Annotated in this window: 24 protein-coding genes; 13 read left to right on the top strand and 11 right to left on the bottom strand. The window is 63.2% G+C overall.

The features are described from left to right. The first annotated feature begins 84 nt into the window (after positions 1-84). From AC1Q80_RS02000 to AC1Q80_RS01990, 3 genes are all read left to right on the top strand, one after another. Positions 85-999 (top strand): DMT family transporter, encoded by a 915-nt coding sequence (locus AC1Q80_RS02000; protein ID WP_492359499.1) that lies wholly within the window; start codon positions 85-87, stop codon positions 997-999. A 78-nt stretch (positions 1,000-1,077) separates the two neighbouring features. Then, complete coding sequence (gene yihA, locus AC1Q80_RS01995; RefSeq protein WP_173418857.1) at positions 1,078-1,731, top strand: ribosome biogenesis GTP-binding protein YihA/YsxC; 654 nt, start codon at positions 1,078-1,080, stop codon at positions 1,729-1,731. Between the two features lie 119 nt (positions 1,732-1,850). After that, entirely contained in the window at positions 1,851-2,390 is a 540-nt protein-coding gene (locus tag AC1Q80_RS01990) for a DUF1269 domain-containing protein (RefSeq protein ID WP_173418856.1), read from the top strand. A gap of 60 nt (positions 2,391-2,450) precedes the next feature. Here AC1Q80_RS01990 and msrB read toward each other — a convergent pair whose 3' ends face one another. From msrB to AC1Q80_RS01970, 4 genes are all read right to left on the bottom strand, one after another. Beyond that, on the bottom strand, positions 2,451-2,951 hold the full coding sequence (gene msrB / locus AC1Q80_RS01985) for a peptide-methionine (R)-S-oxide reductase MsrB (RefSeq protein ID WP_492359846.1): 501 nt from the start codon (positions 2,949-2,951) through the stop codon (positions 2,451-2,453). A gap of 219 nt (positions 2,952-3,170) precedes the next feature. Then, on the bottom strand, positions 3,171-3,728 hold the full coding sequence (locus AC1Q80_RS01980; RefSeq protein WP_173418855.1) for a fasciclin domain-containing protein: 558 nt from the start codon (positions 3,726-3,728) through the stop codon (positions 3,171-3,173). Positions 3,729-3,928: 200 nt separating this feature from the next. Continuing rightward, positions 3,929-4,651 (bottom strand): anti-sigma factor, encoded by a 723-nt coding sequence (locus AC1Q80_RS01975; protein ID WP_173418854.1) that lies wholly within the window; start codon positions 4,649-4,651, stop codon positions 3,929-3,931. Continuing rightward, positions 4,648-5,187: a sigma-70 family RNA polymerase sigma factor gene (locus tag AC1Q80_RS01970; protein WP_492359498.1), complete on the bottom strand. Its 540-nt coding sequence runs from the start codon at positions 5,185-5,187 to the stop codon at positions 4,648-4,650. Before AC1Q80_RS01970 ends, AC1Q80_RS01975 begins: the two co-directional genes overlap by 4 nt. 156 nt (positions 5,188-5,343) lie before the next feature. Between AC1Q80_RS01970 and argB the strand changes: the two genes are divergently transcribed. Further along, positions 5,344-6,231: an acetylglutamate kinase gene (argB, locus tag AC1Q80_RS01965; protein WP_077502945.1), complete on the top strand. Its 888-nt coding sequence runs from the start codon at positions 5,344-5,346 to the stop codon at positions 6,229-6,231. Between the two features lie 75 nt (positions 6,232-6,306). Here argB and AC1Q80_RS01960 read toward each other — a convergent pair whose 3' ends face one another. The 4 genes from AC1Q80_RS01960 to AC1Q80_RS01945 form a co-directional block, all read right to left on the bottom strand. Continuing rightward, entirely contained in the window at positions 6,307-7,074 is a 768-nt protein-coding gene (locus AC1Q80_RS01960; protein WP_492359497.1) for an isocitrate lyase/PEP mutase family protein, read from the bottom strand. After that, positions 7,071-8,150 (bottom strand): bifunctional transcriptional activator/DNA repair enzyme AdaA, encoded by a 1,080-nt coding sequence (locus AC1Q80_RS01955; RefSeq protein ID WP_492359496.1) that lies wholly within the window; start codon positions 8,148-8,150, stop codon positions 7,071-7,073. The genes AC1Q80_RS01960 and AC1Q80_RS01955 overlap by 4 nt, the downstream gene beginning before the upstream one ends. Positions 8,151-8,225: 75 nt before the next feature. After that, the gene (locus AC1Q80_RS01950; protein WP_492359495.1) at positions 8,226-9,140 is read right to left on the bottom strand and encodes an EamA family transporter; all 915 of its coding nucleotides are present in this window, start codon (positions 9,138-9,140) and stop codon (positions 8,226-8,228) included. 80 nt (positions 9,141-9,220) lie between these two features. Next, positions 9,221-10,012: a sterol desaturase family protein gene (locus AC1Q80_RS01945; protein ID WP_492359494.1), complete on the bottom strand. Its 792-nt coding sequence runs from the start codon at positions 10,010-10,012 to the stop codon at positions 9,221-9,223. Positions 10,013-10,169: 157 nt separating this feature from the next. Between AC1Q80_RS01945 and AC1Q80_RS01940 the strand changes: the two genes are divergently transcribed. After that, positions 10,170-10,883: a pyrimidine 5'-nucleotidase gene (locus AC1Q80_RS01940; protein ID WP_492359493.1), complete on the top strand. Its 714-nt coding sequence runs from the start codon at positions 10,170-10,172 to the stop codon at positions 10,881-10,883. A gap of 128 nt (positions 10,884-11,011) precedes the next feature. Further along, positions 11,012-11,533: an EF-hand domain-containing protein gene (locus AC1Q80_RS01935; protein ID WP_492359492.1), complete on the top strand. Its 522-nt coding sequence runs from the start codon at positions 11,012-11,014 to the stop codon at positions 11,531-11,533. Between the two features lie 206 nt (positions 11,534-11,739). Here the strand turns inward: AC1Q80_RS01935 and AC1Q80_RS01930 are convergent, their stop codons facing one another. Further along, the gene (locus AC1Q80_RS01930) at positions 11,740-12,639 is read right to left on the bottom strand and encodes an LOG family protein (RefSeq protein WP_173418846.1); all 900 of its coding nucleotides are present in this window, start codon (positions 12,637-12,639) and stop codon (positions 11,740-11,742) included. Positions 12,640-12,949: 310 nt separating this feature from the next. Here AC1Q80_RS01930 and dapD point away from each other — a divergent pair, with 310 nt between their 5' ends. The 3 genes from dapD (at position 12,950) to AC1Q80_RS01915 (ending at position 16,319) form a co-directional block, all read left to right on the top strand. Continuing rightward, entirely contained in the window at positions 12,950-13,807 is an 858-nt protein-coding gene (gene dapD / locus AC1Q80_RS01925) for a 2,3,4,5-tetrahydropyridine-2,6-dicarboxylate N-succinyltransferase (protein ID WP_173418845.1), read from the top strand. Between the two features lie 4 nt (positions 13,808-13,811). Beyond that, positions 13,812-14,195: a DUF805 domain-containing protein gene (locus tag AC1Q80_RS01920; protein ID WP_173418844.1), complete on the top strand. Its 384-nt coding sequence runs from the start codon at positions 13,812-13,814 to the stop codon at positions 14,193-14,195. A gap of 156 nt (positions 14,196-14,351) precedes the next feature. Next, complete coding sequence (locus tag AC1Q80_RS01915) at positions 14,352-16,319, top strand: DEAD/DEAH box helicase (RefSeq protein ID WP_492359491.1); 1,968 nt, start codon at positions 14,352-14,354, stop codon at positions 16,317-16,319. A 90-nt stretch (positions 16,320-16,409) separates the two neighbouring features. Here the strand turns inward: AC1Q80_RS01915 and AC1Q80_RS01910 are convergent, their stop codons facing one another. After that, a complete protein-coding gene (locus AC1Q80_RS01910) occupies positions 16,410-16,727 on the bottom strand; it encodes a DMT family transporter (protein ID WP_053248943.1) in 318 nt (105 codons plus the stop codon). Positions 16,728-16,815: 88 nt separating this feature from the next. On the opposite strand from AC1Q80_RS01910, the gene AC1Q80_RS01905 reads away from it, so the two are divergent. Beyond that, a complete protein-coding gene (locus tag AC1Q80_RS01905) occupies positions 16,816-17,211 on the top strand; it encodes a winged helix-turn-helix transcriptional regulator (protein WP_173418841.1) in 396 nt (131 codons plus the stop codon). A 2-nt stretch (positions 17,212-17,213) separates the two neighbouring features. On the opposite strand, the gene AC1Q80_RS01900 is transcribed toward AC1Q80_RS01905, so the two are convergent. Next, positions 17,214-18,125, bottom strand: a complete 912-nt coding sequence (locus tag AC1Q80_RS01900; protein WP_492359490.1) for a LysR family transcriptional regulator — start codon at positions 18,123-18,125, stop codon at positions 17,214-17,216. 140 nt (positions 18,126-18,265) lie between these two features. Between AC1Q80_RS01900 and AC1Q80_RS01895 the strand changes: the two genes are divergently transcribed. From AC1Q80_RS01895 to AC1Q80_RS01885, 3 genes are all read left to right on the top strand, one after another. Beyond that, complete coding sequence (locus AC1Q80_RS01895) at positions 18,266-19,090, top strand: alpha/beta hydrolase (RefSeq protein ID WP_492359845.1); 825 nt, start codon at positions 18,266-18,268, stop codon at positions 19,088-19,090. Positions 19,091-19,173: 83 nt separating this feature from the next. Continuing rightward, positions 19,174-20,379 carry an efflux RND transporter periplasmic adaptor subunit gene (locus AC1Q80_RS01890; RefSeq protein ID WP_173418839.1) on the top strand — a complete coding sequence of 402 codons (1,206 nt, stop codon included), beginning with the start codon at positions 19,174-19,176 and terminating at the stop codon, positions 20,377-20,379. A gap of 139 nt (positions 20,380-20,518) precedes the next feature. Next, a complete protein-coding gene (locus tag AC1Q80_RS01885; protein WP_492359489.1) occupies positions 20,519-23,704 on the top strand; it encodes an efflux RND transporter permease subunit in 3,186 nt (1,061 codons plus the stop codon). Positions 23,705-23,836: the final 132 nt, after the last annotated feature.

Raw genomic sequence — 23,836 nt, 5'->3', positions numbered from 1 at the left:
TTGCGACGAGCCTTTGTCGCGGATACCTGAGCCTGCGCGCACATCGTGCTTTATTCTCCGACCATCGCCATCCGGATCCTGACGATGTCGCAGTCGACCCTCCGCCCAGCGACGACGCCAGTGCAAAGCCGTACAGGCGGCGTTTTGCTCGTGCTCGGCTCAGCCATTGTCTGGAGCTTCGGCGGCACGCTGGCGCGGTTCCTCGATATCACCGACGGCTGGACGATTGTCTTCTGGCGCTCGACCTTCGCGGCCCTTTTCCTGGTTGGCTTCATGCTGGTGCGCGATGGCGCCGCCAACATGGCGCGGCTGTTTCGCGAGATGGGCTGGCCGGGCATTGCGGTCGGTTGCTGTTTTGCGATCGCCTCGACCAGCTTCATACTGGCGCTCGCCTACACCACGGTCGCCAACATCGTGCTCATCCAGGCCGGCGTACCGCTGATCGCAGCCCTCATCGGCTGGCTGCTTTTCCGCGAACGTATTTCGACCACCACCTGGGCGGCAATCGCCGCGGTGATCGCCGGCGTCGTCGTGATGGTATCGGATTCGATTGGCGGCGGCGTCTCGCCGGTCGGCAATGCACTGGCGCTGCTGATTGCCTTCGCCTTTGCCTCGGCCACTGTGATCACCCGCCGCTACGCCCATGTCCGCATGGCACCGGCCGCTTGCTTCGGCACCATCGTCGCTGGCACAATTGCGGCGACGCAGGCTTCCGGCTTTGCCGTCACCACGATCGACCTTGCCATCCTTGTAGCCTTCGGCGCTCTCAACTTCGGCCTTGGCCTAGCACTGTTCGTCACTGGCGCACGGCTCATCCCCTCGGCGCTTGCCGCCCTGCTCGGCACGCTCGAAACCGTGCTGGCACCGCTCTGGGTCGCCGCGATCCACGGCGAGATCCCGCGCACCAACACCATCGTCGGCGGACTGATCGTCCTTGCGGCCCTCCTGGTTTACCTGACGGTTGAGCTCCTGCGCGAGCAAATCCGGCCCGTTCGGTAGCCGCAGCCCGCCGAAAGCTTGACATCGCCGGCCAAAACCGTGAAGCCAAGTCCAATCTCGACGAAGGAACCGACATCGATGGCCGACACAAAGACAAAAGACGACAAGCCGCTGTTCGGCCGGCCGTGGATTTTCATTCGCGGCGTCCCGGCGATGAAGTTCCTGCCGCCGGAAGGCCCGACCGAAATCGCCTTTGCCGGCCGTTCCAATGTCGGCAAGTCGTCGCTGATCAATGCGCTGGTCGGCCAGAAGGGTTTGGCGCGTACCTCCAACACCCCCGGACGCACCCAGGAACTCAACTACTTCGTGCCGGATGGCTTTTCCGGCGAGGCGGGTGACTTGCCGCCGATGGCGCTGGTGGACATGCCCGGCTACGGCTATGCCCAGGCGCCGAAGGAACAGGTGGATGCCTGGACCAAGCTGGTGTTCGACTACCTGCGCGGTCGCGCGACGCTGAAGCGCGTCTATGTGCTGATCGATTCCCGCCACGGCATCAAGAAGAACGACGAGGACGTGCTGTCACTGCTCGACAAGGCGGCTGTGTCCTACCAGATCATCCTGACCAAGACGGACAAGATCAAGGCCGCCGGCGTGCCGCGGCTAATTGCCGAAACGCTCGAGAAGATCAAGAAGCATCCTGCCGCCTTTCCCGAGGTTCTCTCCACCTCGTCAGAAAAGGGTGAGGGCATCGACGAGCTGCGCGCGACGATCGAGCTCGCACTTTCGCGCTGATAGCGGAAACCTCCGACAAGTCTTTGATCTCCGTCACTACCCTGACATGCAAACCGCTCTATCTCTGCCGTGCGGTCGCGCGTTTCCTTGCGCGATGGCGTCAAGGATAGGAGAGACACATGTCCGATTTGATCGTTGTGGGATTCGATACGCCTGACGAAGCCGACAAGGTTCTCGTCAAGCTCGCCGGCCTCAAGAAGGAATATCTGATCGACCTCGAGGACGCCGTCGTCGTCGTGCGCGACGCGGAAGGCAAGGTTCACCTGAAACAGAGCCTCAACCTGACCGCGATCGGGGCGACATCCGGCCTCCTGTCCGGCTCGATATGGGGCGGGCTCGTCGGGCTCTTGTTCCTCAATCCGCTCGCCGGCTTTGCCATCGGCGGCGCGCTTGGCGCCGGCGCCGGCGCGCTCTCCGGCTCGCTCACCGACTATGGCATCGACGATGACTTCATCAAATCGCTCGGCAACACCATTCCGAACAACTCGTCGGCGCTGTTCATCCTGGTGCGCAAGGTCCAACCGGAAAAGGTTCTCGCGGAATTCTCGGGCCTGCGCGGCCGTGTGCTGAAAACATCGTTGTCGCCCGAGCAGGAGCAGAAGCTCCAGGCGGCTCTCTCCGACGCCCAGACGCCTTCGCCGCAAGCCGGAACGTTCTGAGGCGCTTCGGCCGTGTGATCTTTCCTGCGGGCGACAGTAGTAACCCGCAGGAACAGCCCGCTAGGCGCTTGCCGGCACGAATGTCAGCGCGAAACCATTGATGCAATGGCGCATGCCTGTCGGCGGCGGGCCATCGTCGAAGACGTGACCGAGATGCCCGCCGCAGCGATGGCAGTGACATTCCGTGCGTGTCATGAACAGCGACTTGTCTTCGCGAGTTGCCACGCCACCGGGCAGGGATTGCCAAAAACTCGGCCAACCGGTGCCGCTGTCATACTTGGCTTCGGATGAGTAGACCGGGAGCGCGCAACCGGCGCATTGAAATATGCCCTTGCGCTTCTCGTTATTGTGCGCGCTGGTAAACGGCCGCTCGGTGTCCTCGTGGCGCAGGATCCGGTACTGCTCGTCGGTCAGGATTGCCCGCCATTCGGCGTCGGTCTTGGTGACCGCGAAGGTTTCGCCAGAGGCCGCACGCGCCGGTAGCGGAAACCCTTTCGCCGCCGCGATCGCGATCACGCTCAGCGTTCCGCCGAAAATCAGAAAGTTCCGCCGGTTCACAATCGAACCCTCCGTTTCATGCCCCTGACGCTGCCGTGTCGAAGATAACCATCGTCCGGTCAGGCGGCAAAACAAGACCGATCAAAGCGCCGTGATGGCGCCCAGTTGAAAAGGCCACCGATCGCAAGCGATCGGTGGCAGGAGCGCCGGTGCCACGGATGAGACCACCGGCGACGGATCGCCTGCGAATGTCTGCCGCGGCGATCCGGAGGAAGAGAGACCTCAGCCCTTGGGCAGGAGCACCTTGTCAATCACATGGATCACGCCATTCGACTGCTTGACGTCGGCGATGGTGACCGTGGCCGTACCGCCCGCCTCGTCGGTGAGCGTGATCTTGCCGCCGTCATCCTTGGCCTTGAGAACGCAACCGCCGACCGTCTTGACATCGTGTTCGCCGCCATCGTCCTTGACCATCTTGGCGATGGCCGAAGACATCGCGTCGGCGGAGACGACATGGCAGGTGAGCACCTTCGCCAGCTTGTCCTTGTTTTCCGGCTTCAAGAGCGTGTCGACCGTGCCGGCAGGCAGGGCGTCGAAAGCCTCGTTCGTCGGCGCAAAGACCGTGAACGGGCCCTTGCCCTCAAGGGTTTCGACCAGTCCGGCGGCCTTGACCGCGGCGACCAGGGTCGTGTGATCCTTCGAGTTGACAGCGTTTTCGACGATATTCTTGTCCGCATACATCGCAGCGCCACCGACCATCGGGTTCTCGGCCTGGGCGATTGCAGCACTTGCCGTCAGTATGGCGATCGTAGCGAACGAACGGAGTCCAGAGGTGAACATCGTAGTCTTCCTTCCTGTTGAACCTGTCAGGGAGGCGACGAACAAGCCGCCTCGTTGAAACTGCCATTCCCTCCTCGGGAACATGACAAGCAACGGAAGCCTTCGAAAAAGAGTTTCAGGAATTTTTCAGATTGCCGGTCGTCCGGGCGAAAACGCGTCCTGATCGCGGCACAGGCGCACGAAGAACAGCACGTGCTCAGTCAGAGGTCGCGCGCCTTGCCGAGCGCGATGATCGGCCCGGTGGCCGAACCAGTCGGCGAGCCGCCAAGCGGCTCGATGCTGACGGCAAGGACCGAGCCGCGCGAGAACTTCTCGCGCATCGCCGGGGCGATGATGATTTCGCCCTCGCCGGTCTGAGGCAGAACGCCAAGCGAAAGGGCCGGGTTGTCGCCGTTGATAAGCCAGAGCTCCAGCGATTTCTCCTCGGCCTGTCGCGTAGCAACGGGCGTCACCCGGAGGTGGCCCGTATCCCGATCGAAACGGGCAACGAGATCGACAGAGATGCCTTTGCCGGCCATCTCGGCGACAAGCGGACGGCCGCCCGATGGCAGCGCAAACAATCCGGCCAGCGAGGCGCCCAGGATGCCGGCAACAGCCAGCGAAGCGAGTGCCAGCCCGCGCCAGAGCGCCAGCGATTGCCAGATACTTGGGCGCACCGGGGCCCCGACCGGCGATCCGGTTTCGAACAGCCGGCGCTCGATCGCGGCAAAGGCCCGGGCGGGCGGCGCGACGGGATCATAGGCTTCGTCGAAGGTCGACAGGTTGTTCTGCCAGCGCGTGACCATGGCGGCAAAGTTGCGGTCGGAGGCAAGGCGAGCCTCGACCTTGCGGCGGTCGTCGGCGGACAGCACGCCCAGCACATATTCCCCGGCGATCACCTCGTCGCGGCGGAAGTCTCCCTTGTCTGGGGTGGACGCTGTCATCGCTCCATGCACTCTCTCAACTTCAACAGGCTGCGCCTCAGCCAGGTTCGCATCGTGTTCAGCGGCACAGCATACACTTCGGCCAGCTCCTGATAACTCAGACCTTCGACATAGGCGCGCCGCACGGCATTTGCCCTGTCGGACTCGAGCTCCTCCATGCACGCATCGATCCGCCTGCCCTCCGCTCTCACCACTGCCGATTTTTCCGGATCGGCAGCAGGATCAGCCAAATCATAGGCTTCGTCAATCGCGTTGGCGATGGGTTTGCGTGCCCGGATCAGGTCGATGGCGCGGTTGCGCGCAATCGCTGCCAACCAGGACATCGGCGTTGACTGGCCCGGAGAAAAACGGTCGGCATGCTGCCATATTCTGACGTAGACTTCCTGCAGCGTTTCTTCCGCTTCACCTCTGTCTCTCAGGATACGCAGACAAATGGCGAAAAGTTTCGGGCTGGTCAGCCGGTAAAGCTCGGCAAAGGCCGCGCGATCCCTGAGCGAAACACGGCCGAGCAGTCTGGAAATTTCCTCGTCGATCATTGCCTACCCGACCCGATGCATTCTTGAGACAGGACATAGGGCACAAATCGCCATCCGCCAGCGTGCATCGTCATTGCTGTTTTATGTTGCTCCCCGATCATTCCATCGACGGGAAACATGCGTTAAACAGCAGCCGGTATTTTTCGAGGGTCCGCCATGTCCGCCAATGAAAGTGAAATCCAGGCACGCCTGCTCACCCAGGCCCTGCCCTACATGCAGCGCTACGAGAACAAGACGATCGTCGTCAAATATGGCGGCCATGCCATGGGCAATGCCGAGCTCGGCCGCGCCTTTGCCAGCGACATCGCGCTGTTGAAGCAGTCGGGCGTCAACCCGATCGTCGTGCACGGCGGCGGCCCGCAGATCGGCGCCATGCTGACCAAGATGGGCATCGAATCGAAGTTCGAAGGCGGCCTGCGCGTCACCGACGAGAAGACCGTCGAGATCGTCGAGATGGTTCTCGCCGGCTCGATCAACAAGGAGATCGTCGCCCTCATCAACCAGACCGGCGAATGGGCGATCGGCCTTTGCGGCAAGGACGGCAACATGGTCTTCGCCGAAAAGGCGCGCAAGACCATCAAGGACCCGGATAGCAACATCGAACGTGTGCTCGATCTGGGCTTCGTCGGCGAAGTGGTCGAGGTCGACCGCACGCTGATCGATCTGCTGGCCCGCTCGGAAATGATCCCGGTGATCGCCCCGGTGGCGCCCGGCCGCGACGGACACACCTACAATATCAACGCCGACACCTTTGCCGGTGCGATCGCCGGCGCGCTCAACGCCACGCGCCTGCTGTTCCTAACCGACGTTCCCGGCGTGCTCGACAAGGACGGAAAGCTGATCAAGGAACTTTCGGTGGCGCAGGCGCGCGCCCTGATCGCCGACGGCACCATTTCCGGCGGCATGATCCCCAAGGTCGAGACCTGCATCGAAGCCATCAAGGCCGGCGTCCAGGGCGTCGTCATCCTCAACGGCAAGACGGCCCATTCGGTGCTGCTCGAAATCTTCACCGAGCGCGGCGCCGGCACGCTGATCGTTCCCTGATCGGCGCGACCCAGGACGTATGAAAAAGCGGGACACGACCTTCGGGCCGTGTCCCGCTTTCATTTTTCGCCTGGCTCAGGCCTGATAGACGGCCTGAGCGTCCTGTTTCAACTTTTCCATCATCGCCCGATAGGGGAACGGCCCGTAGCTGACACGGGCGACGCCGGCGCCCGCCAGCGTCTTCAGATCCGGTGCGCCGGGCCGCATCATCACATTGACCGGCAGGCTCGAGGCGGCACAGACCTTGGCGATCAGGTCCGCGTCGACCAGCCACGGCACGAAGAAGCCGTTGGCGCCCGCTTCGGCAAAGGCCCTTCCACGCGCAATCGCCTCATCGACGAGGCCGGCGTGCTCAGCCGCATCGCTTGCCTGCAGAAACAGGTCGGTGCGGGCATTGATGAAGAACGGCACGCCGCGGCGGTCCGCCATTTCGCGGATCGCACGGATGCGGGCCGCCTGCTTCTCGATCGCATGCACGCCTGACCTGCCGACCACCTGATCCTCGAAATTGATGCCGATGGCGCCGGCGTCGATCAGCCGCGAGACATTGGCCGCCCCCGTTTCCGGATCGTCGGAATAGGCACCCTCGAAATCCACCGTCACCGGCAGTTCCGTCGAGCCGACGATCAGCCGGGCTATATCGGTCAGCAGCGCCAGCGGCACCTTCTCGCCATCGCCGAAGCCATGGGCGGCGGCAATCGACCAGCTGCCGGTCGCAAGCGCCCTCGCTCCGGCCTCGGCGACCGCCTTGGCGCTGCCGGCGTCCCAGATGTTGTAGAGCACCACCGGCTCGCCCTTTTTATGCAGGGCGGCAAAGGCGAGCGCCTTTTCATTCTGGTTCATTGCGTTTCCTCCACGAACGGGCTGACAGGTTTCGCTTTCGCCTCGTGCCGCAACAGCCACTGTTTCCGCCAGAGCCCACCGCCGTAACCCGTGAGCGAACCGTCTGCGCCAAGGCAGCGGTGGCAGGGTATGACGATGGCGATCCGGTTGGATCCGTTGGCACTGGCCACGGCACGCGCGGACTGGATCGTAGCGACCTCGCGGGCAATGTCACCATAGGACCGCGTCCCACCGGCGGGAATTTTGACAAGCTTCTCCCAGACGTTGCGCTCGAAAGGCGTACCGCCGGGCGCAAGCGGCGTTTGGAATGCGCCCATATCGCCCGCAAAATAGGCCTTCAACTCGCCTTCAATCCTTTCGATCGGCGCCGTCCTGCCGGGGACAATCGCCGAGCGTGTCGCGCGCTTCAGCGCCGCGAGTTCAGTCGGCAATGCTTTGCGATCGTGGAACTCGAGCAGATGCAGATGTGTGGCGTCGCCGATCGCGACCATGGGGCCGATCGGCGTCTCGAGCCAATCGAAGGAGAGCAGCTCCCGCCCGAAAGCGGCGGCCGGCGCGTCGCCAAGCAATCGCTGGAAGGCGGCACGAAAGCCGCTCGGCGATTCGTAGCCGGCTTCGAGCTGGGCGTCGATCACGCGCCCTCCGTCGGCGAGTTGGCGGGCAGCAAGCCCCAGGCGGCGATACCGCGCCAGATCGAGAAAGGTGATGCCGAGATTGCGTTTGAACGCCCGTCGGACAGTCGACGGATCGAGCCCGCGTCGCACGATATCATCCTCGCTCCAGCGCCGCTCAGGTGCTGCCTCCAGCGCCTGCAGCAGCTCTTGCACCAGCGGATCCTTGGCGCCGAAGGTGGCGAGCGGCCGGCAGCGCTGGCAGGGACGGAACCCCGTCTCCAGGCAGGTGCCGATCGAGCCCACGAAAATGGTGTTTTCCCGCTTCGGCTTGCGGGCTGGGCAGGACAGGCGGCAGAAGACGCCTGTTGTCTTGACGCAGACGAAGGCTGAACCTTCGTACTCGGTGCTTCGCGCCATCAGGGCGTCGTAGAGCGTTTCATCTGAAGGAAGATCGAACAACATGGCGTGGTTCTACCACGACCGCAGGGCGAAGAGACGCCGGTTTTCGGGCGTCTATTTTTTCAGATCAGCACGTTGTCAGATCAGGACGAGCGTCACCACGCCGAGCACGATCAGCAGGCACCCGAGAAGTTCGAGACGATTGATCCACTCGCGGAAGATGAAGAAGGACGAGGCGAATGTGAATAGCATCTCGACCTGCGCCACCACCTTGACGATCGCCGCCTGCTGCAAGGTCATCGCCATGAACCAGCCGAACGAGGCGGAGGCGCCGACGAAGCCGACGACGAAGGCCGGCTTCCAGGCGGCGGCGATGAGCTTCAGTTCGCCCGGCTCGCGCACCACGATCCAGATGAGCATGACAATCGTCTGCAGCAGGATGACGAAGCCGAGCGTGAAACTCGCCTGCATCATGTAATCGGGCGCCGGCAGGCTGGGCGCCAGCGCCAGAGAAGCCGAACGATAGGCGACGGCCGAAAGCCCGAAGAACGTTCCCGAGAGAAGGCCGATGCCGGCGGTGCGGCTGAAAACCGACGTGACCAGCGAGCGTGGGCTGAGTGTTGTGCGCGCGACCGAGATCAGCATCACGCCGACGACCGAGATGGCGATCGCCACCAGCGTGCCCTGGCTCGCATGCTCTCCGAGGAAGATGAGGCCAAAGAGAGCGGCCTGTGCCGGCTCGGTGCGCGAATAGGCGGTGCCGACCGCAAAGTTGCGGAAGGAGAACAGATGGACGAGCAGGAAGGTCGCCGCGATCTGCGCAAGCCCGCCGATCACCGCCCAGAGGAAGAAGGTGCCGTTCGGCACCGACAGCGGACGGCCCACCACCTGCCAGAGCACGAAGAGATAAAGAAGCGCAAAAGGCAGACCGAAACCGAAGCGCACGAAGGTCGCGCCGGTCGTGCCCATCACGCCCTTCAGGTGTTTCTGCATGGCGGAGCGGACATTCTGAAGGAAGGCCGCAGCGACGGTGATGAGTACCCAGGTTTCCATGGCTGCGAGCTAGCATGCCGATCCTGAGATTGCCAAGAACTCCGTACAGCCAAGGCGAATTATACCAGCGCAGGTCGATATCAGTCCGGCTTTTCCTGAACGTCCGCCAGTTCGCCGGCCCGCCGGAGGACGAGCGGCGGGCCTTCTTCTTCGAAGACCTTCACGCTCTGGTCGTAGGTCGGCGCGATCGTGCCGAGCAGGCGATCCCAGAAGGAGAAATAGTTGCCGTAGTTGTACCGGAAGCTGGAATGATGCTGGTCATGGAACGTGGTGCACAACAGGGGCGACGGATAGCGCGCCGTCGACGCGGCGAAATACTCAAAGCCGCAGTGACCGATCATGCCGTTGAAATGTTCGAACAATCGGTGCCCGATGAGGATTGCCGGCGGGAACGGAACGATGAAAACGATGACGGCCGAATAACTCTGCAAGAGGAAGTTGTCGATGACATCTTCCGAATAGGTGCTCCAGATCGTTGGCGCGACGCTTTTGTGATGAAGGGCGTGCAGCGGGAAGAGCCACCTGGTGTGCAGCAGGCGATGCATGAAATAGAACCAGGTATCGTAGAGGAACATGCAGAGCACGAAGAGCGGTACCGCTGCCCACCAGCGCAGCGCCCAGGGCGCCGGCGCCCAGCCTTTCTGCTGCACGTAGAGGCCGATGGTCAGCGGCAGGCAGGCGCTGAACATCGACGCCAGGCTCTGGCGGATCTCCGCCTTGCGGCGCCTGTCGGAGCCGCGTCCCTTCTGGATCTTGCGCTCCGGATTGCGCGCGTTGAACCAGCTCAGACCGTAGCCTAAAGCGAAATAGGTGACGACGGTCGTTGCGTAAAACCCGAACAGAAACAGCAGATAGAACACTTCGTCCGACATGTGCATCTGCCGTCCCGCGTGAAGAACCGCCCCGCACGAAAGATGCCATGCCGTTTTGGCAATTCAAAGTGGAAATGTTTTCACCTGAAGGACAACCCGTGCCGCGACTTTGCATTTTGTCGTTTGCCGCCCATCACCGCCATGTCATAAGGCAGTCATGAAAAAGCTCGACCGCCTGCCGACCCACGACGATTTCTCCCATGTCACCGACTGGGTGTTCGACCTGGACAACACGCTCTATCCGCACCACGTCAATCTGTTCTCGCAGATCGACCGCAACATGACGGCCTATGTTGCCGCGCTTTTGTCGCTGGAGCCGGCGGATGCGAAGAAGTTGCAGAAGGACTATTACCGCGATCACGGCACGACGCTCAAAGGCCTGATGATCCACCACGGGATCGACCCGAACGAGTTCCTCGAAAAGGCCCACGCGATCGACTACAGCATCGTGCCACCGGACCCGACGCTGGGCGACGCCATCAAGGCGCTGCCGGGACGCAAGTTCATCTTCACCAACGGCAGCGTCGCGCATGCGGAGATGACCGCGCAGGCGCTCGGCATCCTCGATCACTTCAACGATATCTTCGATATCGTCGCTGCCGATTTCGTGCCGAAGCCGGCGGGCGAAACCTATGACAAGTTCATGAGCCTGCACCGGGTCGACACCCGCAACGCGGCGATGTTCGAGGACCTGCCGCGCAACCTGCTCGTCCCCAAGACGCTGGGAATGAAGACGGTTCTCTTGGTGCCGCGCAACTTCGAATACGAGTTCGCCGAATCCTGGGAGCAGTCCAACGACCAGGACGAGCAGATCGACTACGTCACCGAGGATCTCGCCGGCTTCCTCAAGCGCGTGATCGCCGACCTCTGACGCCGACACAATTTGGCCAGGGAAAAACCCGTTTCCCGCCAAAGACTTAAATTACCAAAGTTTAACTGGTGCGCATCGTCCAGCTGCCTATCATTCGCTCAGGGATACCCCTAGCGAAAGGAAGCATAATGCGTAACAGAGCCCTGATCCTTGGTGTGACCGCCCTTGCCATAGCCGTCACGGGAGTGGCTGCGCCGTCATTCGCCGCCAGAGACAAGATGACGCCCGAACAGCGCGCCGAGCGCATGATCAAGCGACTGGACACCAACAGTGATTCCAAGGTTTCACTCGATGAGTTTCAGGCGCGCATGACCACGAACTTCAAGACTTTCGACACCAATGGCGATGGCCAGATCAGCGCCGACGAGATGAAGGCGAAGCGCCAGGCGTTCCGCGACGCCCGCCAGGCGTGGCACGAAGCCAAGGGCAAGGACGGCAAGGAGCGCGACGCAGCCCTTGCCCAACTTAGGGAAGCCCGGCCCGCGATGGTGCCCGGCATGCGGCCGAAGGCCTTCAAGCGCGTCGATACCGACGGCAACGGCTCTCTAAGCGCTGCCGAGGTCGCAAGTGCTTCCGAGAAGATGTTCAAGCGTCGCGACAAGAATGGCGATGGAGTCATCGACGCGGCCGACTTCAGCAAGAAGGTCTAAGCCAGCAAAATCAAACCCGGATGACGACACTCTCCCTCCCCCCGGTGGAGCGTGTCGTCTGCGTGGCGCCTCCCCCTGGCATCGGACACGATCGCAAGGGGGAGGCGTGAATTTCAGATCCCGATACGACAACGCCGCGCGCCAGATATGGCGCGCGGCGTTGTCTATCCGCCAAACGAGCATTGCACCCGAACAAGCAGAGCTCTCTAGCGCCTGCCGTTTGCCATCGGCACGGTTTTGGAATCGACGGTCTGATAGAAGCTGGAGATGATCTCCCAGGCTTCATCGGCGGTATCGACGAAGCGCAGCAGGTCAACATCGTTCGGTGCGATCGTGCCGAATTCGGCGAGCGCCTCGAAATTGATGATGGTGCGCCAGAATTTCTCGCCGAAGAGGATCAGCGGGACCAGAGCCATACGTCCGGTCTGCATCAGCGTCATTGTCTCGAACAACTCGTCGAGCGTTCCGAATCCGCCCGGGAAGACCACCACTGCCTTTGCGCGCAGCAGGAAATGCATCTTGCGGATCGCGAAATAGTGGAAGTTGAACGACAGCTCCGGCGTCACGAAGCGGTTCGGCGCCTGCTCGTGCGGCAAGACGATGTTGAGACCGATCGACGGAGCACCGACATCGTCGGCGCCACGGTTGCCCGCCTCCATCACACCCGGCCCGCCGCCGGTGACGACCACGTACTCCTTGTGGTGCAGCTTGGCTGAATGCTCCGAGCAAAGCCGCGCGAACTTGCGCGCCTCGTCGTAGTAGACCGAGGCTGCCTCGAGGTTCTTGCGCTGCGTTTCGTTCTTGGCCGCCCAGGCGTCACCGCCGGGCTCGGGGATGCGGGCGCCACCGAACATCACGACGGTCGAGTTGATGCCGTGTTCCTCCAGCATCATTTCGGTCTTCAAGAGTTCGAGCTGCAAACGCACCGGGCGCAGCTCCTCGCGGCAAAGAAAATCATCGTCGATATAGGCGAGGCGATAGGCTGGCGAAGCCGATTGGGGCGTCAGCGGAACCGTCTGCGCCCGTTGCCGGCTCTGCGAGCTATCCGCCAGCGGATCCCAAACCCCATCCTTACGGCGCAGGTTGCGCTTCTTCATGCGTGCCATGCTATCGTCTTTCCCGTCGCGTTCCGGACAATCGGCATCTCGGGCGGACGCGTCCTATCCTGTTTCATCGGTCATGAATGCCCCTGATGCCGGAGTCGTCCGAGCTTGCCAAGCCCTGCCGGGACGGTCGCGCCGAAAAGCGGTTCAACTTTTCCGGAACGGCCTCGGGCGCCACGTGGCTCCAGCCGGCTAGGAACACCCTTAGCCGCAGATCGTGTTGCTGCTTAATTTTGTCCTTAAATCGATTCCGATTTGCGGAATTATGCAGTAGAGCTTTGCCAGGATAACCGCCGAACTTTAAGGAATTCCGATGACGAACCACGACCTGACCTCCCTGTCGCAGACGATCGACACCGCTTTTGACGACCGCGATTCCGTCAACACGGGAACGCGCGGCGCGGTGCGCGATGCCGTGGAGACGGCACTGAACCTGCTCGACAGCGGCAAAGTGCGGGTGGCAGAGCGCGGCGCCGACGGAAATTGGACCGTCAATCAATGGCTGAAGAAGGCGGTGCTGCTCTCCTTCCGTCTCAACCCGATGGAGATCGTGCGGGGCGGCCCGGGAGAATCCGTCTGGTGGGACAAGGTCGCCTCCAAGTTCGACGGCTGGAGCGTCAACGAATTCGAAAAGGCCGGCTTCCGCGCCGTGCCGAACTGCGTCGTGCGCCGCTCGGCCTATATCGCCCCGAACGCGATCCTGATGCCGTCCTTTGTCAACCTCGGCGCCTATGTCGGTGAAGGCACGATGGTCGATACCTGGGCAACGGTCGGTTCCTGCGCCCAGATCGGCAAGCACGTGCATCTCTCCGGCGGCGTCGGCATCGGCGGCGTGCTGGAACCGATGCAGGCTGGTCCGACTATCATCGAGGACAACTGCTTCATCGGTGCCCGCTCCGAGGTCGTGGAAGGCTGCATCGTGCGCGAAGGCTCGGTTCTCGGCATGGGCGTCTTCATCGGCAAGTCGACGAAGATCGTCGACCGCGCCACCGGCGAAGTGACCTATGGCGAAGTGCCGCCCTACTCCGTCGTCGTCGCCGGCTCGATGCCGTCGGGCTCGACCATGGGCAATGGCCAGCCGGCCCCGAACCTTTACTGCGCCGTCATCGTCAAGCGCGTCGACGAGAAGACCCGCTCCAAGACCGGCATCAACGAACTGCTTCGAGACTGATCAGATGACACCGGAGGGGCGGCAGCCGAACATGATCTGGCTGTTCTTCAGCCCCTCCGGCCGCATCACCCGCCTGCCCTTTTTCCTGTCTTGGCTCTTCTGGCTTCTGATCGGCGGTTTTGTCGTCGCGCAGATGTTCGCCAACGAAAATCACAACACAGCGCTGGCCCTCTGGACGCTGGCGCTGATCGTGTCCGGCCTCGCTTCCACGCTGTCGATCGCCATGCTGGCCATCAAGCGGCTGCACGACATCGGTTATCCCGGACCGCTCGCGCTTTGCCTGTTCATCCCGGTGTTGAGCCCCGTCGTTTTCATCGCGCTCTGCCTCTGGCCGGGCGTCAACGGGCCGAACGAATTCGGTCGGCGCAGCGACGAACCCGGCGCCTGAGCGGCGCACTGTACATTTAAGGCCCGAACGGGTATGTAGCGCGCCATGAACAGGCCGGCGACAAGATGCTGGCCGCGGCAATCGGCGCCTGATGACGACCTGATCCAAGGTCTTGTTCGTTTACCGGCGCGAAAACCGAAATCCGAAAGACGAGAGATGACAGAATTCGAAGGGATCGCGCCTGCGATCGCCGAGGCGTTGGCAAAACGCGGTTACAACGAGTTGACGCCGGTTCAAAAGGCGATGCGCGATCCCGAGCTTGCGGGCAAGGATGCGCTGGTATCGGCCCAGACCGGCTCCGGCAAGACCGTCGCCTTCGGCCTGGCGCTGGCCCCGACCCTGCTCGGCAACGAGCGTCGCTTCAGCGCCCCCGGCGCGCCGCTGGCGCTGGTGATCGCACCGACGCGCGAACTGGCGCTGCAGGTCAAGCGCGAACTCGAATGGCTCTATGAACAGACCGGCGCGACGATCACGTCGTGCGTCGGCGGCATGGACATGCGCACCGAGAAGCGCGCGCTGGAGCGCGGCGCCCACATCGTCGTCGGCACCCCCGGCCGCCTTTGTGACCACATCCGCCGCAACTCGCTCGACATCTCGTCGCTCAGCGCCGTCGTGCTCGACGAGGCCGACGAGATGCTTGACCTCGGCTTCCGCGAAGACCTCGAATTCATCCTCGAGGAATCGCCGGACGATCGCCGCACCCTGATGTTCTCGGCAACCGTGCCGCGCTCGATCGCTACGCTTGCCAAGAACTATCAGCGCGACGCCGTTCGCATCAGCACTGCTTCGGAACAGAAGCAGCACGTCGACATCGAATACCGCGCGCTGACCGTCGCATCGAACGACCGCGAAAACGCGATCATCAACGTCCTGCGCTACTATGAAGCCAAGAACGCGATCGTCTTCTGCTCGACCCGTGCAGCAGTCAACCATCTGACCGCCCGCTTCAACAACCGCGGCTTCTCGGTCGTGGCGCTGTCGGGCGAGCTCAGCCAGAACGAACGCACCCATGCGCTGCAGGCCATGCGCGACGGTCGCGCCCGCGTCTGCATCGCCACCGACGTTGCCGCCCGCGGCATCGACCTGCCCGGCCTGGAGCTGGTCATCCACGCCGACCTGCCGACCAATCCGGATACGCTCCTGCACCGCAGCGGCCGCACCGGCCGTGCCGGCCAGAAGGGCGTCAGCGCCCTGATCGTGCCGGTGAGCCAGCGCCGCAAGGCCGAGCGCCTGCTCGAAAACGCCCGCATCACCGCCAACTGGGCCCGTCCGCCGTCGGCCGACGAAGTCAGCCGCCGCGACGACGAGCGCCTGCTTGCCGACACCAGCTTTGCCGAGCCGATCCGCGAAGACGAAGAAGAAATCGTGCGCGCCCTGATCGAGCTTCATGGTGCCGAACAGATGGCTGCCGCCTTCGTGCGCCAGTTCCGCTCGGGTCGCTCCGCGCCTGAAGATCTGATCGAGGTTGCCGTCGGCGACAGCCGCGCCAAGCCGCGCCGCGACGAGAAGTCCGCGCCGCGCGAAGACTATGACGCGCCGCGCGCCGACTTCAGCGACGGCAGCTGGTTTTCGCTCTCGGTCGGCCGCAAGCAGAGCGCCGAGCCGCGCTGGCTGATCCCGATGCTGTGCCGTCACGGCAAGCTGACCAAGCGCGACATCGGCGCGATCCGCATGCAGCAGGACGAAACCTTCGTCGAGATGACGGCCGACGGCGCCGAGCGCTTCCTGTCGTCGATCGGCAAGGAAGGCATGCTGGAGAAGGGTATCCGGGTTAAGACGCTTCCCGGCGCGCCTGATATGTCGCAACAGCGCCAGGAGAAGCCGAGCTTCTCGAAGGACAAGCCGAACTTCTCCAAGGACAAGCCCGCCTATTCCAAGGACAAGCCGGCCTTTGCCAAGAAGCGCCCCTATTCCGACGATGCGGCGCGCAGCGACGGCGACTTCAAGCCGAAGCGCAAGTTCGACAAGAAGCCGGCCTACGCCGCCGCCCCGGCCCACACCGACGACAAGCCGCCGGAAAACCGCGAGGCCTGGACCAAGAAGAAGCCCAAGCCGAACGCCGGCAAGGACGGCGGCTTCAAGCCGAAGCCCAAGGGCAACAACGCCAAGAACCGCCAGAGCTAAGTTCGGTCCAGGCACACCGCCATAACCAATCAAAAAGCGCCGCGATCCGATCGCGGCGCTTTTTCGTCTCGGCTATCGAGGCTGACCGCGTCAGGCTTCGAGGAAGCGAAGGCCGGCGACGGCGACGATGATCATGGCGATGCAGGTGATCCGCATCCAGGAGACGGGGTCGCCGAACAGCACGATGCCGAGCACGGTGATGCCGACCGAGCCTATGCCGGTCCAGGCGGCATAGGCGGTGCCGGCCGGCAGGTCGCGCATGGCGATCGTCAGCAGGTAGACGCTGCCGAGGGCCGCGGCGATGCCGATGACGCTCGGCACCAGTTTCGTCCAGCCCTCCGCATATTTGAGCGCCAGGCCCATGATGATTTCAATCAGGCTCGCCGCTATCAGGATGATCCATGCCATTGCCGTCTCCATCGAAATTTCCATCTGGAGACCAATCTGGTAGGATAGGCACCGAAGAGCAATTACGCACCTTTTGGTAACTATGAAAATGTCGACAGACCTGCCGCAAGCACACGCTGCCTCCGTTCCTGACGTCTTCGACCCGACCTGCTCGTCTCGCCACGCTCTGGAGCTGATCGCCGGTAAGTGGCAGATGTTGATCATCTCGGCGCTCGAAGAAGGGCCGATGCGCAACGCCGCACTGATGCGCCGCCTCGGCGACATCTCGCAGAAGATGTTGACCCAGACGCTGAAGGAGCTGGAACGCAACGGCCTCGTCATGCGCGAGGACAAGAAGACCGTGCCACCGCACGTGGAATATAGCCTGAGCCCTGTCGGCCGTTCGCTCAGCGAAACCCTGCTGGTGCTTGATCGCTGGGCCGAGACGCATTTCGGCACGCTCGATGCGGCGCGTGAACGTTATGACGCGGAACGCGCCAAATAGGTCTATTCGCCGTCGAGCTGCGACTGGGCGATGACTTTCACCACCCAGTCGGCAAAGACGCGCAGCCGGCTGCTCAGGTGTCGGTTGGGCGGGTAGACCAGATAGATCGGCATCGAATCGATTTGCCAGTCGGTCAGAACCGGCCGCATGGCGCCGCTCTGCAGATCGTCGCGCACCATGAAGCGGGGCGCCTGGATGACGCCGAGGCCGGCGCGGGCGGCGGCAAGATAGGTGGTCGATTCGTTGGCGGCAACCGCATAACGGCCGTGAACCTCGATCTCCTCGGCGCCGCGCTTGAAATAGAACGGCATCTGCTGACCGGTCTGCGGGCGAAAATAGCCGACGACATAACAATTCTTCGAAAGGTCGGACGGATGTTGCGGCGTCGAGCAGCGGTCGAGATAGTCGGGCGCCGCACAGGCGATGAAGCTCATGTCGGTGATGCGACGGGCAATCAGCGACTGGTCGGTCAGGGTGCCGACGCGAATGGCGCAGTCGACATTCTCGGCAACGTAATCGACAGTGCGGTCCGAGACGCCGAGGTCGATCTGGATGTCGGGATAACGCTTGTGGAATTCCGGCAGGGCCGGGATGACGATGAGGTTGGCGATGGCGCTGGCCATCTCCACGCGCAGCCGCCCTTTCGGCAAGGTCTGGGCGCTCGACAGGCTGCCGTCGAGCTCGTCGAGATCGGTGACGAGCCGGGCGGCGCGTTCATAATAAAGCGCGCCATCCGGCGTGACGAGAACCCGACGGGTCGTTCGGTTGAGCAATTTGGTGCGCAGATGCGCTTCCAACCCCTGGATCAAATTGGTGACGGTTGCCTTGGGCATATTGAGCGATGCGGAAGCCCGTGTGAAATTGCCGGTTTCGACAACGCGGAGAAACGCGCGCATGGCCGTGAGCTGGTCCATTTTCAATAGCCGTGATTGTTCGAGATAATGAATAGTGTAGTCGGATTGAACTGACTATTCCAGACAGAAGACAATGTTATTCTCCCATCATGGCGGGTTGTCGCCTCATGTGGGATGACCCCGTGGCAAAGGCAAGAGAGATGGGTGAACGCTTTAAACTGGAGACGATGCAGACGGGCCAAGGCGCGTGCCCGGCGCGTGTCTATAGTGGCGAAACGCTGCTCAATCCACCGCCGGTCGTTCTGCACCTGCATGGCGGCTCCTTCGTCGGCAGTTCGATCGCCGCCGGCGAGCGCGTCGCCAAGGCGCTTGCGGCGGCTGGCGCCGTCGTTATCTCGCCGGAATATTCCTCGGCCTGCCTCAATCCCTTTCCGGCAGCACTCGACGTCACCTATTCGATGCTGTCCTCGATGCGGGCGCGTTGCCCGCAATTCGCGCACAAGAAGTCGATGCTGTTCATCGCCGGCGAAGAAGCCGGCGGCAACATTGCCGCCGGCGTGGCGCTGATGGCCCGCGACCAGTTCCTGACCGACCTCAAGGGGCAAATCCTGCTGTCGCCGATGCTCGACCCTTGCCTGGCGACCGCGTCATTTCGCAAATACTGTCCCGAGACCTCGGTGCAATCGATCGCCGACGGCTGGCAACGCTATCTCGGCGAATGCGGTGGCTTCACGCACCCTTACGCTGCGCCCGCGCACTGTACGCGGCTCGCCGGTCTGGTGCCCGCTTTGATCCTGACCAGCGAGGAATGCCCGATGCGCGACGAGACCGCGGCCTATGCGGAGCGCCTGCGCCAGGCGGGTGTGAGCGTTCAATCCCAAATTCTTCCCGGCCGGGCCGGGTGGATACCGCAAAATACCGTGAACGCCGAAACCTGGGCCGCCCAGGAAGAAACGATTACCGGCATTTTTTCCCGCTTCTTTCAACAGGCAGGGGCAAAGCCGGCGGAAATGACGATGCGTTAGCAACGGACGACAGGGCCGCCGGCCCTCCCCTTCGCTGACGACAGCAGCAAAAGCGCCGGCTCCCAACCGGCAAGGAGAGAAAAATGACATCGACAGTGACCCGCCGGGCCCTCTGGGGCGCCGGCCTGAGCATCCTATTGTCTACCGCTGGCGCAGCCGCCGTTCTTCTTGGCCTGCCGCAGCATTTCGAGGCGGACGCCGCAACTGAAACGGCAGCGGCCCCGCCGCCGGCCGTACCGGTTTCGGTCGCCAAGGCCCAATCGCGCCGCATCACCACCTGGGAGGATTTTTCCGGGCGGCTTGAAGCGATCGAACGCGTCGAGATCCGCCCCCGCGTCGGCGGCGCCATTCTGGAAAGCCACTTCCGCGAGGGCGCCCTGGTGAAGAAGGGCGACCTGCTGCTGACCATCGATCCCGAGCCCTACGCGGCGGCCGTCGACCGCGCCGCAGCCCAAGTCTCGGCGGCTGAAGCCCGCGTCGCCCTTGCCAAGACCGAACTTGACCGCGGGCGCAAGCTCGTCACCACCAGCGCGATCCCGCAGAGCGGCGTCGACCAGCGCCTCAGCGCCTTCGACGAGGCGCAGGCAAGCGTGCGCTCGGCCAAGGCGGCGTTGCGCACGGCCGAACTTGACCTCCAGTACACCGAGGTCAGGGCACCGATCTCCGGCCGCGTCGGTCGGCTGGAAGTGACCGCCGGCAACCTCGTTGCCGCCGGCTCCGCCTCGCCAGTCCTGACGACGCTTGTTTCGGTCGACCCGATCTATGCAAGCTTCAGCGCCAGTGAAGAAGTGGTGACGACCGCACTCGCCCGGCTCCAGGCCTCGGCCGGCGGCAACGCCATCGAGCGCATCCCGGTGCAGGTCGGCACCGCTGCCGACGAGGGCACGCCGATCTCGGGCCATATCCAGCTCATCAACAACGAGGTGGACGCGGCAACCGGCACGATCCGCGTTCGCGCAGCACTCGAGAATGCCGACGGGCGTCTGATCCCCGGCCAGTTCGTCCGCATCCGCATCGGCGAACCGGAGCCCGAGGAAAAGCTTGTCATCAGCGATCGCGCCATCGGCTCCGACCAGGACAAGAAGTTCGTCTTTGTCGTCGGCGCCGACAACAAGGTCGAGTACCGCCAGGTGATACTCGGCCCGAACTCCGACGGGCTGCGTATCGTCGAAAGTGGCCTGAAGACCGGCGAAAACATCGTCGTCAACGGCCTGCAGCGGGTGCGCCCGGGCGTGCTCGTGGCACCGCAGCAGGTGGAAGAAACGACGGCGTCGATCGCCACCAAGTAGGACATGACGGCATCCGCCTCGGCTATGGCCGACGCGGATCTGGCCGCCCAGACATCACTCTGCAAACCCGGCGCGTGGCGAGAGGTCTTGCCGCGACCGCTGGAGGTTTGCCTGAACTCGTCCCAAGGGGGATACGTCAATGAATTTCTCACGCTTCTTCGTCGACCGCCCGGTCTTCGCGGGCGTTCTTTCGGTCCTGATTTTCGTGGGCGGCCTGCTCGGCATGACCGGCCTGCCGATTTCCGAATATCCCGAAGTCGTTCCGCCGCAGATCGTCGTGCGGGCGCAATATCCCGGTGCCAACCCGGCTGTCATCGCCGAAACCGTAGCAACTCCGCTCGAAGAACAGATCAACGGCGTCGAAGGCATGCTCTACATGCAGAGCCAGGCGACGGCCGACGGCCTGATGACGCTCACCGTCACCTTCGAGCTCGGCACCGACCCGGACCAGGCGCAACAGCTGATCCAGAACCGCGTTTCGCAGGCCGAGCCGCGACTGCCGGAGGAAGTGCGCCGTCTCGGCGTTACCACCGTCAAGAGCTCACCGGACCTGACGCTGGTGGTGCATCTGCTCTCGCCCAACGGCCAGTACGACATCAACTACCTGCGCAATTACGGCGTTCTCAACGTCAAGGACCGGCTTGCCCGGATCGACGGCGTCGGCCAGGTGCAGATCTTCGGTGGTGGCGACTATTCGATGCGCGTCTGGATCGACCCGCAGAAGGCGGCCGAACGCGGCCTGGCGGCGAGCGACATCGCCAACGCCATCCGGGCGCAGAACGTCCAGGCGGCTGCCGGCGTCATTGGCGCCTCTCCTTCGGTTCCCGGCCTCGACCTCCAGCTTTCCGTCAACGCACAAGGGCGCCTGCAGACGCCTGAGGACTTTGCCAACATCGTCGTCAAGTCGGGCACCGGCGGCGAGGTGACGCGCCTCGGCGATGTCGCCCGTGTCGAAATGGGTGCTGCCGACTACTCGCTGCGCTCGTTGCTCGACAACAAGGCCGCTGTCGGCATGGGCGTCTTCCAGGCGCCGGGCTCGAACGCGATCCAGATTTCGGAAAACGTCCACAAGGCGATGGCCGAGCTGAAGCTAACCATGCCGGAAGGCGTCGACTATGAGATCGTCTACGACACCACCCAGTTCGTACGCGCCTCGATCGAGTCGGTCATCCATACCCTGCTCGAAGCGATCGCTCTCGTCGTCATCGTCGTCATCGTCTTCCTGCAGACCTGGCGCGCCTCGATCATCCCGCTCGTCGCCGTTCCCGTCTCGATCGTCGGCACCTTCGCGGTGATGTACGTGTTCGGCTTCTCGATCAATGCGCTCAGCCTCTTCGGCCTGGTGCTGGCGATCGGCATCGTCGTCGACGACGCCATCGTCGTGGTCGAAAACGTCGAGCGCAACATTGAGCAGGGCCTTTCGCCTGTTCAAGCGACCTACCGCGCGATGCAGGAAGTGTCCGGGCCGATCATCGCGATCGCACTGGTGCTCGTCGCCGTGTTCGTGCCGCTGGCCTTCATCACCGGCCTGACCGGGCAGTTCTATCGCCAGTTCGCGCTGACCATCGCCATTTCGACGGTGATCTCCGCCATCAACTCGCTGACGCTCTCGCCGGCGCTCGCGGCCCTCCTGCTGCGGGATCACCACGCTCCGAAGGATTGGCTGACCCGCGCCATGGACAAGGTGTTCGGCTGGTTCTTCCGCGGCTTCAACCGCTTCTTCGGTCGGAGCTCCGAGGCCTATGGCCGCGGCGTCGGCCGCATCCTGTCGCGCAAGTCGCTGATCATGGTCGTCTACGTCCTGCTGCTCGGCGTCACATTCGTGCTGTTCCGTGCTGTTCCCGGCGGCTTCGTGCCGGCGCAGGACAAGCAATACCTGATCGGTTTTGCGCAATTGCCTGACGCAGCCACGCTCGACCGCTCGGAAGACGTCATCCGCCGCATGAGCGATATCGCCCTCAAGCATCCCGGCGTCGAAAACGCCATCGCCTTCCCGGGTCTCTCGATCAACGGTTTCACCAACTCGTCGAACTCCGGCATCGTCTTCGTGGCGCTGAAGCCGTTCGAGGAGCGCAAGACGCCTGAGCTTTCCGGCGGAGCGATCGCCATGCAGCTGAACCAGGAGTTCGGCGCGATCCAGGATGCCTTTATCGCCATGTTCCCGCCACCGCCCGTCCAGGGTCTCGGCACCACCGGCGGCTTCAAGCTCCAGATCGAGGACAAGAACGGTCTTGGCTACCAGGCTCTCGACGAGGCGACCAAGGCGTTCCTCGCAAAGGCCTACCAGACGCCCGAGCTGGCTGGGATCTACTCGAGCTTCCAGATCAACGTGCCGCAGCTCTATGCCGATCTTGACCGCGTCAAGGCGCGCCAGCTTGGCGTCGAGGTAACCGATGTGTTCGAGACGCTGCAGATCTATCTGGGCTCGCTCTACGTCAACGACTTCAATGCCTTTGGCCGCACCTACAGCGTTCGCGTCCAGGCCGATGCCAACTATCGCAGCCACGCCGACGACATCGGCAAACTGAAGGTGCGGTCGCAGTCGGGCGAGATGATCCCGCTGTCGGCGCTCCTGAAGGTCGAGCAGACGGTCGGCGCCGAGCGGGCGATCCGCTACAACGGCTTCCTGTCGGCCGACATCAACGGCGGCCCGGCACCGGGCTTCTCCTCGGGCCAGGCCCAGGCGGCAATCGAGAAGATCGCTGCCGAAACCCTGCCGCCCGGCATCGCGTTCGAGTGGACGGACCTCACCTACCAGCAGATCCTTGCCGGCAATTCGGGCATGCTCGTCTTCCCGCTGGCGCTGCTCCTGGTCTATCTGGTGCTTGCCGCCCAGTATGAGAGCCTGACGCTGCCGATCGCGATCATCCTGATCGTGCCGATGGGCATCATGGCGGCCCTTGCCGGCGTCTGGCTGACGGGAGGCGACAACAACGTCTTCACCCAGATCGGCCTGATCGTGCTCGTCGGGCTATCGGCCAAGAACGCCATCCTGATCGTCGAGTTCGCCCGCGAACTGGAACTGTCGGGCAGCACCGCAGTCCAGGCGGCGATCGAGGCGAGCCGGTTGCGTCTGCGGCCGATCCTGATGACCTCGATGGCCTTCATCATGGGTGTCGTGCCCCTGGTGATCTCCACCGGCGCCGGTGCTGAAATGCGCTCGGCCATGGGTGTCGCGGTCTTTGCCGGTATGATCGGTGTCACCGCCTTCGGGATCTTCATGACCCCGGTGTTCTACGTGCTGATCCGCAAGCTTACCGGCGAGCGGCCCTTGAAGCACGCCGGCGCCCATATCGAAGCACCGCATCTGGCACCCGCAGAATAGGACCTTCGACCTTCCACGGTTCATGCGGGCCGGCCCCATCCCGGCCCGCTGACGCTGCGGCGCTGCATCTCCGCCCCCGATGCAGCGCCGCGTTGCATCCTGCGTGACAGCCGCGCAACGATCGGATAAACC

This window comes from Ensifer sp. GW823-FHT05D09 (assembly GCF_058795755.1).
This window is presented reverse-complemented; position numbering and strand designations above follow the sequence as displayed.